This is a genomic window from Pseudomonas svalbardensis (assembly GCF_030053115.1).
Lineage (GTDB): Bacteria > Pseudomonadota > Gammaproteobacteria > Pseudomonadales > Pseudomonadaceae > Aquipseudomonas > Aquipseudomonas svalbardensis.
In genome coordinates this window covers 1438097-1450408 of record NZ_CP125619.1, presented here as the reverse complement: position 1 = coordinate 1450408, position 12312 = coordinate 1438097, and the positions used below count along the sequence as shown (strand labels likewise).

The following is a 12312-nucleotide window of genomic DNA, read 5'->3' as shown; positions in this document are numbered from 1 at the left end:
TTTTTTTACCCGATCAGGTTGCTGATTTATGTTCGAAAACCTACTACAAAACCTGGGGCTCTCAGCCTTCAGCCTCCAGGGCTTCGGTCCGTTGCTGATGGAAGGCACCTGGATGACCATCAAGTTGTCGGTGTTGTCGCTGTCGGTGGCCGTTTTGCTCGGCTTGCTCGGCGCCAGCGCCAAGCTGTCAAAAGTCAAACTGGTGCGCGTACCGGCCCAGCTCTACACCACGCTGATTCGCGGTGTGCCGGACCTGGTGCTGATGCTGTTGATCTTCTACAGCCTGCAGACCTGGCTGACGTCGTTTACCGATTTCATGGAATGGGAATACATCGAGATCAACCCGTTCAGCGCCGGGGTCATCACCCTGGGCTTCATTTATGGCGCGTATTTCACCGAAACCTTCCGCGGGGCGATCCTCGCGGTCCCACGGGGCCAGGTCGAAGCCGCCACCGCTTATGGCCTCAAACGCGGCCAGCGTTTTCGTATCGTGGTGTTCCCGCAGATGATGCGCTTCGCCCTGCCGGGCATCGGTAACAACTGGATGGTGATGCTCAAGGCCACCGCACTGGTTTCGATTATCGGCCTTGCCGACTTGGTCAAAGCTGCGCAGGATGCCGGTAAAAGCACCTATCAACTGTTTTACTTCCTGGTGCTTGCCGCGCTGATTTACCTGCTGATCACCAGCGCCTCCAACTTCGTCCTGCGCTGGCTCGAACGCCGCTACGCCGCCGGTTCCCGGGAGGCCGTACGATGATCGAACTCTTGCAGGAATACTGGAGACCTTTCCTTTATACCGACGGCTACAACATCACCGGCCTGGCCATGACCCTGTGGCTGCTCAGCGCATCGATCTTCATCGGTTTCGTGGTGTCGATCCCGCTGTCCATCGCCCGGGTTTCGCCGCACTTCTACATCCGCTGGCCGGTTCAGTTCTTCACTTATCTGTTCCGGGGTACGCCGCTCTATATTCAGCTGCTGATCTTCTACACCGGGATTTACAGTCTGGCCGCCGTGCGCGCCCAACCCGTACTGGATGCGTTCTTTCGCGATGCGATGAACTGCACGATCCTGGCCTTCGCCCTGAACACCTGCGCCTACACCACGGAGATTTTCGCCGGGGCAATTCGCAGCATGGCCCATGGTGAAGTCGAAGCGGCCAAGGCTTACGGTCTGACAGGCTGGAAGCTGTATGCCTACGTGATCATGCCTTCGGCCCTGCGTCGTTCGTTGCCTTATTACAGCAACGAAGTGATTTTGATGCTGCACTCGACCACCGTGGCCTTCACCGCGACCATCCCGGACATCTTGAAAGTCGCGCGGGACGCCAACTCGGCGACCTTCCTGACCTTCCAGTCGTTCGGCATCGCTGCGCTGATCTACCTGACCGTTACCTTTGCGCTGGTTGGCCTGTTCCGCCTCGCCGAACGCCGATGGCTAGCCTTCCTCGGGCCGACCCACTAGGACCCGCTTTAGGAATAAAGAGACATGCGCCACCAGATTCATGACCTGCTGGCCCCGCTGCCGGGGACCGCTCGACAGATTCACAGCTTTCACTTCGGCCCCTCATCGGCCAAAGGCAAAATCTACATTCAGTCATCCCTGCATGCCGACGAAATGCCCGGCATGCTGGTTGCCTGGCACCTCAAGCAACGTTTGGCGGAACTCGAAGCCGCCGGCCGTCTGCGCAGCGAAATCGTGCTGGTGCCGGTGGCCAACCCGGTCGGCCTCGAACAAGTGCTGATGGATGTGCCGCTGGGCCGTTACGACCTCGAAAGCGGGCAGAACTTCAATCGCTGGTTCGTCGATCTGAGCGAAGCCGTCGGCAACGAGATCGAAGGCCTGCTCGGCGACGATCCACAGCACAACCTCGACCTGATTCGCAGCAGCCTGCGCAATGCCCTCGCCCAACAGACTGCCAGCACGCAACTGCAATCCCAGCGCCTGGCTCTGCAACGGCTGGCCTGCGATGCCGACATGGTGCTGGACCTGCATTGCGATTTCGAAGCGGTCGCCCACCTTTACACCACGCCCGAGGCGTGGCCGCAGGTCGAGCCGCTGGCGCGGTACATCGGTGCCGAAGCCAGTCTGCTAGCCACCGACTCCGGCGGGCAGTCATTCGATGAATGCTTCACCCTGCTCTGGTGGCAGTTGAAGGAGCGCTTCGGCGAACACTTTGATATTCCGCTGGGCAGCTTTTCGGTCACCGTCGAATTGCGCGGTCAGGGTGACGTCAATCACCCGCTGGCCAGCCTTGATTGCCAGGCGCTGATCGATTACCTGATTCATTACGGCGCGATTGCCGGCGAGCCGGCGCCACTGCCCGAGCTGCCCTACCTGGCCACGCCGCTGGCCGGTGTTGAACCGGTAGCGACACCGGTCGGCGGACTGCTGGTGTTCACCGCGCTGCCAGGGGAGTACCTCGAAGCCGGGCAACTGATCGCTGAAATCATCGACCCGATCTTTAACCGCGTCACCCCCGTTCATTGCACCGTTGCCGGGTTGATGTACGCCCGTTCGCTACGGCGCATGGCCACTGCCGGCATGGTGATAGCCCACATTGCGGGCACCGAAGCCTATCGCAGCGGCTACCTACTTTCGCCTTGAGGATGCATGCCCCATGTACAAACTGACCATTGAAGGCCTGCATAAAAGCTATGGCGAACATAAAGTACTCAAAGGCGTTTCGCTCAAGGCCAACACCGGCGACGTCATCAGCCTGATCGGCGCCAGCGGCTCGGGCAAAAGCACCTTCCTGCGTTGCATCAACTTTCTTGAACAGCCCAACGACGGCGCCATGAGCCTGGACGGCCAGAACATCCGCATGATCAAGGATCGCCACGGCATGCACGTGGCCGATGCCGATGAACTGCAACGGATCCGCACCCGCCTGGCGATGGTGTTCCAGCACTTCAACCTGTGGAGCCACATGACGGTGCTGGAAAACATCACCATGGCCCCGCGTCGGGTGTTGGGGTGCAGCAAGGAGGAAGCCGAAGACCGTGCCCGGCGCTATCTCGACAAGGTGGGCCTGGCCTCGCGCGTGGCGGATCAATACCCGGCGTTTCTTTCCGGAGGTCAACAGCAACGCGTGGCAATCGCCCGGGCACTCGCGATGGAGCCAGAAGTGATGCTGTTCGACGAACCCACCTCGGCCCTCGATCCCGAACTGGTGGGTGAGGTGCTCAGGGTGATCCAGGGTCTGGCCGAGGAAGGCCGAACCATGATCATGGTGACCCACGAAATGAGCTTCGCGCGCAAGGTGTCGAGTCAGGTGTTGTTCCTGCACCAAGGGCTGGTAGAGGAAGAAGGTGCGCCAGACGACGTGCTGGGCAATCCAAAAAGTGAGCGGTTGAAGCAGTTCCTGAGCGGCAACCTCAAGTAAACCTGAAACCCTGTAGGAGCAAAGCTTGCTCGCGAGGGCGGTGTGTCAGCCAACATTATCCTTGCCTGACACATCGCCTTCGCGAGCAAGCTTCGCTCCTCCACGCCATTCGTTTTTCGCAGGCGGCGATCAAACAACGGGCGCCGGAGGTGGCTCATCCGGCAGGGTAGGCTCACCGGGCTCGGTGGGTTGTTCGTTGGGGGTATCGGGATCAGGCTGACCGGGGATGCCCCCTGCCATGCTGATGGGTGGATGTGCCAACAAGGACCAGGCCAAAACGCCAACCTGATTGGGCTCAAGCCTTGCCAGTTCGGCACTTATTCGCGGATCGATCTTCATAAGGCACTCCTGAGCGATGGCCCCGTCCGCGTTGCGCGAACCGGGCAGTACACCCAATAGAGTGTCTACCCGCTCAAGAATTCCCACGAGTTGCCAGACGAACGGATCAGGTGCGTGGCAGGGTGACGCCGCGCTGGCCCTGATACTTGCCGCCACGGTCCTTGTAGGACACTTCGCACTCTTCGTCGGATTCGAAAAACAGCATCTGTGCCACACCTTCGTTAGCGTAGATTTTTGCCGGCAGCGTGGTGGTGTTGGAGAATTCCAGGGTCACGTGGCCTTCCCACTCAGGCTCAAGCGGCGTCACGTTGACGATAATGCCGCAACGCGCGTAAGTGCTTTTACCCAGGCAGATCGTCAGCACATTGCGCGGAATACGGAAGAATTCCACGGTGCGTGCCAAGGCAAAGGAGTTCGGCGGGATGATGCAAACATCGCTCTTGACGTCGACGAAGCTCTTCTCGTCGAAGTTCTTCGGATCAACGGTCGCCGAATTGATGTTGGTGAACACTTTGAATTCATCGGCGCAGCGTACGTCGTAGCCATAGCTCGACACGCCGTAGGAAATCACTCGGTCGGCGCCTTCACCGCGCATCTGGCGCTCTACGAAGGGCTCGATCATGCCGTGCTCTTGCGCCATGCGGCGAATCCACTTGTCCGATTTGATGCTCATGGCGGGTGTCCTGAATAGCGAGGTGGAAAAAATCTGTCCGGCATCTTACCGGGCGCGCGCTTCGGGTTCAAAGTCCGGGTCACAAATCTTGCCGATCCCCCGTAATTTCCAGCCCTTGCGGGTAAATCGGCGGACCGTCAGTCATGAAAACAGAGAAACCTTCGCAGGAAGCATTGGCACGTTCCTGAAAAAGGGTTAAGGTGGCGCCACTGTGCTGCTTGTGTCACTGAGAATCTCTACACGATATGTTGAATTTCGATCCAACCATCTACAAGAATTTTTCCTGCTCTTTGCACTCAGTCTCGGCCAGGGTTCTTCCTGCGTCGCAGTTATCTTTGTTCAAGGAGTTACACCATGTCTAATCGCCAAACTGGTACCGTTAAGTGGTTCAACGATGAAAAAGGCTTCGGCTTCATCACCCCACAATCCGGTGACGACCTGTTCGTTCACTTCAAAGCTATCCAATCCGACGGCTTCAAAAGCCTGAAAGAAGGCCAACAGGTTTCTTTCATCGCTACCCGCGGTCAGAAAGGCATGCAAGCTGAAGAAGTTCAAGTTATCTAACTTGTACTTGCTTTAGTAAAAAGCCCCGCCCTCAAAAGCGGGGCTTTTTTGTGCCTGTCTGTTTTGCAGGCAAAAAAAATCGCAGCCCATGGCTGCGATTTTTTGCGTCTTACCAAGCCACGCCAAACCCGGCGGTGTACCGGGTCTTGTCTAGATCAGCATCGTCGGTACCGCTGATGATGTCTCGTTCGGCCTTCAGGTTAAGCGACGCCCACTCGGTCACCTTGTAGCGCAAGCCCATTTCGGCATCGAGCGCGTAATCCGCCACGCCCGACAACGGCTTGCCCACTTCGCCATTGGTGAAGAATTCCACCTTCTTGCCGATCAGGTAGCGGTTGTAATCCCACTTCATCGCCAGGGAGTAGAAGTTTTCCTTGCCGCCATCGCTGAACTCATAGTCCGTGCGGTTGACCAGCGAGCCCAGCGAGAATGCGCCCAGCTCGTTATCCCAGAACTGGTAACCCGGACCGGTACCGACGGTGCGCTGACGAGAGAGGTCTTCAACCTTGTCACGTTTATAGACTGCGCGGCCCTGCCAGAACCACTTCTCGGTCAGGAAGCGGTCGAGCGAGTATTCGCCCCGCCAGTTGTCGGTAGTGACCACGTCATCCTGAAACTCGCGGTTGTACTCGCCTTCTGCGGTGTGCCGCCATCTGCCATGACGCGCAGTGGTCTTGAAGTCGATATCGTAATCGTCGGTGTCTTTCTCGGCCCGCTGATAATCCAGCGCTGCATCGACATTACCCTTCCACACTAAATCCTCCACCACCGGCTTGGGCTTGAGGATCTGCTGAATGCTGGCCAGTTCGACGGTCTTGGGAGCGTCGCCATTGGCCAGGGTGACCTTGCCGTCTTCTGCCGCATGCAGCGCCTTGGCCTTTTCACCGGTGTAGGCATCCTGCTTGACCAGCAACTGCTGATCGCTTTCCAGGGTTTTGACCTGCTTCCAGTCAATCGGGACGGCACCGGCGTATTCGGTCTGGATCAACAGCTTGCCGCCATCGAAAACGGTGATCTTGCCGCTCAGCTTGTCACCGTTCTTCAACCAGACGGTATCGGCGAGCAAGGGCGTGGAGGCACTGACGACAGCGAGGCACAGCAGGGTTCTGGACAACATAAGCAAATACAGGCTCAAGTTTGCGAAAAAAAGTCGGCATTATCCATACGAATAAGACCCTAGCAAGGACTGACCCGACTATTTCTATTGAGTTCATTTCTCAATGAGCGATCCAGGATTTACTCTACAGACGGTAAGGCCAACTTTTTCAGGAACTGCCGACGTGACTGACTCAACCACTGAAACCGATAGTCCGGCGCAAATCCGACGCACGGCGCTGTACCTGACACTGGCGCAAGTCCCAGAGGGTAAAGTCGTGAGTTACGGTCAGCTCGCCGAGTTGGCGGGACTGGGTCGCGCCGCCCGCTTCGTCGGACGGACACTGAGCCAACTGCCGGGTGACAGCAAATTACCCTGGCACCGCGTGCTCGGCGCCGGCGGGCGTATCAGCCTGCCTGCAGGCAGCCCTTCGGGGGATGAACAACGCGCGCGTTTGCGCATGGAGGGCATCAGTATCCTGAACAATCGTGTTGATATTCAGCGCCATGGCTGGCGCCCGGTAGAGCACAGCGGTTAGAGTGCGCGCTTTGTTTCCGTATTTCTTGAGGCAGACTCCAGCCCATGCCCCGTAAAACCTGGCGCGCCGCGCTCGCCGCCTATGCCAGCCCCTCGACGCTTGTACTGTTGCTGCTTGGTTTCGCCGCCGGCCTGCCCTACATGCTGGTGTTTTCGACACTTTCGGTCTGGCTGCGCGAAGCCGGCGTAGCTCGCGAAACCATTGGCTATGCAAGCCTGATCGGCCTGGCCTACGCCTTTAAATGGGTCTGGTCACCGCTGCTCGACCAATGGCGCCTGCCATTTCTCGGCAAGCTCGGTCGCCGACGCTCCTGGCTGGTGCTTTCCCAGGCACTGGTCATCCTCGGCCTGATCGGGATGGGTTTCTGCGACCCGCAAAAGCATTTGTCCTGGCTGATCGCCATTGCTGTGGTCGTTGCTTTCGCCTCGGCGACGCAAGACATCGCAGTCGACGCCTATCGCCTGGAAATCGCCGACGACACCCGCCAGGCCGCCCTCGCCGCCAGTTACATGTCCGGTTATCGGATCGCCGCGCTGCTGGCCACCGCCGGCGCCCTGTTCTTCGCTGAAGGCTTCGGCTCCACCGGCTTCAACTATAAGCATTCGGCATGGGCCGGCACCTACATCCTGTTCGGCGCCTTGATGGTTCCGGCGCTGCTGACCTCCTTTTTCATGCGCGAACCGCCGGTGCCGCTGCGCACGCAGCTTCAGGCCGGGCGCTACAGCTTTGTGCATCAACTGGCATCGGTGTTTGTGCTGATCGTGCTGCTGGTTTCCGTGCCGGCCATGTTCACTCAGTTGTACAACACCGATTTCGCCAGCGTGCTGTTCGAAGGCGTGAGCGTGCTCGACCTGCTGCTCGAAGACCGCGCGTTCCTGCGCGCGATCCTTTACACCACGCTCACCGCCATGTGCCTGTCGGCCATTGGCCGCCGTGGCCTGGCGCCGGTGCTGACGCCGATCAACGACTTCATTCTGCGCTACCGCTGGCAAGCGTTCCTGCTGCTTGGGTTGATCGCCACCTATCGGATGTCCGATACGGTCATGGGCGTGATGGCCAACGTGTTCTACATCGACCAGGGCTTCACCAAGGATCAGATTGCCAGCGTCAGCAAGATCTTTGGCCTGATCATGACCCTGGTCGGCGCTGGCATGGGCGGCCTGCTGATTGTGCGCTTCGGCATCTTGCCGATTCTGCTCATCGGCGGCATTGCATCAGCCGGTACCAACCTGCTGTTCCTGATGCTCGCCGACATGGGCGCCAACCTGAACATGCTGATTGGCACCATCTCCCTGGACAACTTCAGCTCGGGCCTGGCGACCTCGGCGTTCGTCGCCTACCTGTCGAGCCTGACCAACTTGAAGTTCTCCGCGACCCAGTACGCCCTGCTCAGCTCGATCATGCTCTTGCTGCCACGCCTGATCGGCGGCTACTCGGGGGTCATGGTGGAGAAATTCGGTTATCACAACTTCTTTCTGATCACTGCCCTGCTGGGCGTACCGACGCTGCTGTTGATCGCGTTGCACTGGTTCCAGGAGAGCCGCCGCGAAGGCCCGACGCCAACGCCGACACCAGAACCGGTTCCGACCCAGGTCGCGGAGGAATCGTAGGTTCTTTAGCGGGAAACAGCGCAGAGGGCGCGGGGGTTCCCGCCCTCCCGCCACACCCCGCCGACCGCACGCCTGTACGCCAGCAGATCTCGCCCGTACAATGCTCCGTCATTTCTCGTCATCAGCAACCGACAACGGCCAACCATGCGCACCAGTCAATTTTTGCTCGCCACACAGAAAGAAACGCCTTCCGACGCGGTCGTGATCAGCCATCAGCTGATGCTGCGCGCCGGCATGATCCGCAAACTCGCCTCGGGCCTGTACACCTGGCTGCCGATGGGCTTGCGAGTGATGCGCAAGGTCGAAGCCGTCGTTCGTGAAGAAATGAACGCCGCGGGCTCTCTCGAAGTGTTGATGCCGAGCACCCAACCGGCTGAGCTGTGGCAGGAATCCGGTCGCTGGGAGGAATACGGCCCTGAATTGTTGCGCTTCAAGGATCGCCACGGTCGCGATTTCTGCGCCGGCCCGACTCACGAAGAAGTCATCACTGACCTGATGCGCAACGAGTTGAGCAGCTACAAACAGCTGCCGATCAACCTGTACCAGATCCAGACCAAATTCCGTGACGAAATCCGTCCACGCTTCGGTTTGATGCGCGGTCGCGAGTTCATCATGAAGGACGCCTACTCCTTCCACGCTGACCAGCCGTCGCTGCAGGTCACCTACGACCGTATGCACCAGGCGTATTGCAACGTGTTCACCCGTCTGGGCCTGAAATTCCGCCCGGTTGAAGCCGACAACGGCTCGATCGGTGGTGCTGGCTCCCACGAGTTCCACGTGCTGGCCGAATCCGGCGAAGACGATATCGCCTTCAGCAACGGTTCTGACTACGCGGCGAACATCGAGAAAGCCGAAGCCGTGCCACGCGAGACTTCCCGCGCCGCACCTGCCGAAGAGCTGCGTCTGGTCGACACGCCGAACGCCAAGACCATTGCGCAACTGGTCGAAGGCTTCAACCTGCCGATTGAAAAGACCATCAAGACCCTCGTGGTTCACGCTGAAGAGAAAGGCAAGCTGATTGCCCTGATCATCCGTGGCGACCACGAGCTGAACGAAATCAAGGCCGGCAACCAGCCTGGCGTTGCCAGCCCGCTGGTCATGGCATCCGAAGCCGAACTGCGCGACGCCATTGGCGCCGGCGCCGGATCCCTCGGCCCGTTGAACCTGCCACTGCCAATCATCATCGACCGTTCCGTCGAGCTGATGAGCGACTTCGGCATCGGCGCCAACATCGATGACAAACACTACTTCGGCGTGAACTGGGAGCGTGATCTGCCGGTTCCGACCGTTGCCGACCTGCGCAACGTAGTCGCCGGCGACCCGAGCCCGGATGGCAAGGGCACCCTGGAAATCAAGCGCGGCATCGAAGTCGGGCACATCTTCCAGCTGGGCAACAAGTACAGCAAAGCGATGAAGTGCGAAGTGCTGGGCGAGAATGGCAAGCCAGTCACCCTGGAAATGGGTTGCTACGGCATCGGCGTTTCCCGCGTGGTGGCTGCGGCCATCGAGCAGAACAACGACGCCAACGGGATCATCTGGAGTGACACGCTGGCCCCGTTCCAGATCGCTCTGGTACCGCTGCGCTACGAAACCGAACAGGTTCGCGAAGCCACCGACAAGCTGTATGCAGAATTGACTGCCGCCGGCTTCGAAGTACTGCTGGACGACCGCGACAAGAAAACCAGCCCGGGCATCAAGTTCGCGGACATGGAGCTGATTGGCATTCCTCACCGGATCGTGGTCAGTGACCGCGGCCTCGCCGAAGGCAATCTTGAATACAAGAGCCGCACCGAGCCCGAAGCGCAAGCGCTGCCGGTCGCAGACGTGCTGCCCTTCCTTCAGTCCCGTATCCGCCGCTGACACCAGATAGAGAAGTCATGTTCAAGCGAAACACCTTAGGCCTCGGCGGTGCCGCCCTGTGCGGCACCCTGCTGGTCAGCGGCTGTGCCAATCAAATGTCACAACGCAGCGAGCACGAGGAACGTGTCGAGCGTAAATTGCTCGATCACAGCCTGCAGATTGATGTCGGCGAGCCAAAGGTGCTTGAGCTGCCGCAACGTCGGGTGAAGATCCACGAGCAGAAGACTTTCGAAGTCACCGAATTCGAAGTCACACGCCACTACGACCGCTACACGCCTTACCAACCCTGGCGGGAGGCTTACGAGGTCCCGCTGGGTGCGGTGGCAGTAGTGGCCGGTGTCGGTGCGAACGTGGTCAACGTGTTCGCCCTCGGCAACCTGCCGGACAGCGTGACGAAAGACTGGTTGAGCTACGGTTTCGCCGGGCTCAACCCGTTCATGAACGTGCAGTCTCATGGTCGCGCGCAACAGAACCTGGCGGGAATCGACGAGGTCCAGCTCGACAAGCGCACCGAATACTCAAGCCTGCCATGGAGCGAGCGTCCGGTTGAGGTCAAGGCCGGTAAGGAAACGTTCAACCTGAGCACCGACAAAAACGGCGTATTGCGCGTGAACCTGCTGGACAGCCCGTTCGCCGAACACGACATCAATCATTTGAGCCGGCTGCTGATCAGTGTCCAGGATGCTCAGGACGACGTGCACACCAATTCGTCCCTGGCGGTCAGTAGCTCCTTGCGCGGCAAGCTGCTCGAAGCTCACGGACTGATTTACGACGACCTCGAAGACGACGAAGTGAGCCAGTGGGTACACCGGGTCAAACGTTTGTCGGAACTGGGCCTGGAAGAAGAAGCCACCGAACTGGAACAAAGCCTGATCGAACTGACACGCAACGATCCCGAGCTGCAGACCGAATTCCTCAAGTCATTGACCAAGGATGCCGGGCGACTGGTAGCGGATCCGGGACCGAATTAAAGTCAAAAGCTTCGCGAGCAGGCTCGCTCCCACATTAGACCGCGTTCGTCTGAACAACTCGGTCAACTGTGGGAGCGAGCCTGCTCGCGAAGGCGGCCTGACATTCACTACAACATTAAGATCTGCCCACTACCGCTCAAACAACTCCATCTGCTCAAACCCGCCCCGCAAATCCTCCAGCCGCACTCCAATCCCCAGCAACCGCACCGGTTTCCCGCCGCGATTGAACGCCTGGGTCAGCAACAACTGATAGCTCCCCAAATCCCGCCCTGCCCCAGCCTGCTCCAGAGTGGTCTGGGTGAAGTCATGGAATTTCACTTTGACGAACGGCTTGCCCGGTCGATAGCTGCTGTCGATACGCGCCATGCGGCCGGCCAGGGTCTCCAGTAACTCGGGTAATTTATCGAGGCAGCTCACCAGATCCGGCAGGTCCACGTCGTAGGTGTTTTCGACACTGATCGACTGCCGACGACTGTCGTTGTGCACCAACCGGTCATCGATCCCACGGGCCAGACTCCAGAGTCGCTCGCCGAAGCTGCCGAATTCCCGCACAAGCGCCAACTTGTCCCATTCGCGCAGATGTGAACAATCGACGATGCCAAGCCTGCCTAATTTGTCTGCGGTCACTTTGCCAACGCCGTGCAACTTGCTCACCGGCAAACCACTGACAAAATCCTCGACCTGATCCGGCGTAATGACGAACAAGCCGTTGGGCTTCTTCCAGTCGCTGGCGATCTTGGCCAGAAACTTGTTCGGCGCAACGCCAGCCGAAACGGTGATGTGCAGCTGATTAGAGACGCGACGGCGAATGTCTTGGGCGATCCGCGTGGCGCTGCCGCCGAAATGCGCACTGTCCGACACGTCGAGGTAGGCCTCATCCAGGGAAAGCGGCTCGATCAAGTCGGTGTAATCGCGAAAGATCGTGTGAATTTCCTTGGAGGCTTCTCTATAGGCCTCCATGCGCGGCTTGACGATGGTCAGGTCCGGGCACAGCTTCAAGGCATGCCCGGAAGACATGGCCGAGCGCACCCCATAAGCCCGCGCTTCATAATTGCAGGTAGCAATCACTCCACGCCGATCCGCCGAACCACCCACTGCCAAGGGTTTACCGGCCAGGCGCGGGTCGTCACGCATCTCGATGGCGGCGTAGAAGCAGTCACAATCGACGTGGATGATTTTTCGCTGCGTCATATAAATGCAGTGTTCATGATGAAGAAATGGCGTATTGGCGAGTCAGATCGGCAGTATCTCACTGACACCTGTATATAGCACCAGT

At 59.0% G+C, this 12312-nt stretch carries 13 protein-coding genes; 9 read left to right on the top strand and 4 right to left on the bottom strand.

What is annotated here, in order from left to right; translation table 11 throughout:
* Window positions 1–28 precede the first annotated feature (28 nt).
* Genes QFX16_RS06455 through QFX16_RS06440 form a run of 4 tightly spaced genes read left to right on the top strand, consistent with a single transcriptional unit; the run spans window position 29 to window position 3385 of the window.
* Window positions 29–757 carry an ABC transporter permease gene (locus QFX16_RS06455; protein ID WP_283183261.1) on the top strand — a complete coding sequence of 243 codons (729 nt, stop codon included), beginning with the start codon at window positions 29–31 and terminating at the stop codon, window positions 755–757.
* Entirely contained in the window at window positions 754–1464 is a 711-nt protein-coding gene (locus QFX16_RS06450; RefSeq protein ID WP_283183260.1) for an ABC transporter permease, read from the top strand. The genes QFX16_RS06455 and QFX16_RS06450 overlap by 4 nt, the downstream gene beginning before the upstream one ends.
* Before the next feature lie 24 nt (window positions 1465–1488).
* Complete coding sequence (locus tag QFX16_RS06445; RefSeq protein ID WP_283183259.1) at window positions 1489–2607, top strand: succinylglutamate desuccinylase/aspartoacylase family protein; 1119 nt, start codon at window positions 1489–1491, stop codon at window positions 2605–2607.
* A gap of 13 nt (window positions 2608–2620) precedes the next feature.
* Window positions 2621–3385 (top strand): ABC transporter ATP-binding protein, encoded by a 765-nt coding sequence (locus QFX16_RS06440; protein ID WP_283183258.1) that lies wholly within the window; start codon window positions 2621–2623, stop codon window positions 3383–3385.
* A gap of 129 nt (window positions 3386–3514) precedes the next feature.
* Here QFX16_RS06440 and QFX16_RS06435 read toward each other — a convergent pair whose 3' ends face one another.
* Together QFX16_RS06435 and dcd are read right to left on the bottom strand one after the other, a co-directional pair.
* The gene (locus QFX16_RS06435; RefSeq protein WP_084321795.1) at window positions 3515–3724 is read right to left on the bottom strand and encodes a hypothetical protein; all 210 of its coding nucleotides are present in this window, start codon (window positions 3722–3724) and stop codon (window positions 3515–3517) included.
* A gap of 106 nt (window positions 3725–3830) precedes the next feature.
* Window positions 3831–4397 carry a dCTP deaminase gene (dcd, locus tag QFX16_RS06430; RefSeq protein ID WP_074874089.1) on the bottom strand — a complete coding sequence of 189 codons (567 nt, stop codon included), beginning with the start codon at window positions 4395–4397 and terminating at the stop codon, window positions 3831–3833.
* A 354-nt stretch (window positions 4398–4751) separates the two neighbouring features.
* Here dcd and QFX16_RS06425 point away from each other — a divergent pair, with 354 nt between their 5' ends.
* Window positions 4752–4961, top strand: coding sequence for a cold-shock protein (locus QFX16_RS06425; protein WP_002554837.1), 210 nt, complete (start codon window positions 4752–4754; stop codon window positions 4959–4961).
* A gap of 109 nt (window positions 4962–5070) precedes the next feature.
* Here QFX16_RS06425 and QFX16_RS06420 read toward each other — a convergent pair whose 3' ends face one another.
* Window positions 5071–6078 (bottom strand): DUF481 domain-containing protein, encoded by a 1008-nt coding sequence (locus QFX16_RS06420; protein ID WP_283183257.1) that lies wholly within the window; start codon window positions 6076–6078, stop codon window positions 5071–5073.
* A 163-nt stretch (window positions 6079–6241) separates the two neighbouring features.
* Between QFX16_RS06420 and QFX16_RS06415 the strand changes: the two genes are divergently transcribed.
* The 4 genes from QFX16_RS06415 to QFX16_RS06400 all read left to right on the top strand — a co-directional run bounded on the left by QFX16_RS06415 (window position 6242) and on the right by QFX16_RS06400 (window position 11036).
* Window positions 6242–6595 carry an MGMT family protein gene (locus QFX16_RS06415; protein ID WP_008153938.1) on the top strand — a complete coding sequence of 118 codons (354 nt, stop codon included), beginning with the start codon at window positions 6242–6244 and terminating at the stop codon, window positions 6593–6595.
* Window positions 6596–6639: 44 nt separating this feature from the next.
* A complete protein-coding gene (locus QFX16_RS06410) occupies window positions 6640–8205 on the top strand; it encodes an AmpG family muropeptide MFS transporter (protein WP_283183256.1) in 1566 nt (521 codons plus the stop codon).
* A gap of 144 nt (window positions 8206–8349) precedes the next feature.
* Window positions 8350–10065 (top strand): proline--tRNA ligase, encoded by a 1716-nt coding sequence (locus tag QFX16_RS06405; RefSeq protein WP_283183255.1) that lies wholly within the window; start codon window positions 8350–8352, stop codon window positions 10063–10065.
* A 17-nt stretch (window positions 10066–10082) separates the two neighbouring features.
* Complete coding sequence (locus QFX16_RS06400; RefSeq protein ID WP_283183254.1) at window positions 10083–11036, top strand: hypothetical protein; 954 nt, start codon at window positions 10083–10085, stop codon at window positions 11034–11036.
* A gap of 129 nt (window positions 11037–11165) precedes the next feature.
* Here QFX16_RS06400 and dinB read toward each other — a convergent pair whose 3' ends face one another.
* On the bottom strand, window positions 11166–12227 hold the full coding sequence (gene dinB / locus QFX16_RS06395) for a DNA polymerase IV (RefSeq protein WP_056739239.1): 1062 nt from the start codon (window positions 12225–12227) through the stop codon (window positions 11166–11168).
* Window positions 12228–12312 lie beyond the last annotated feature (85 nt).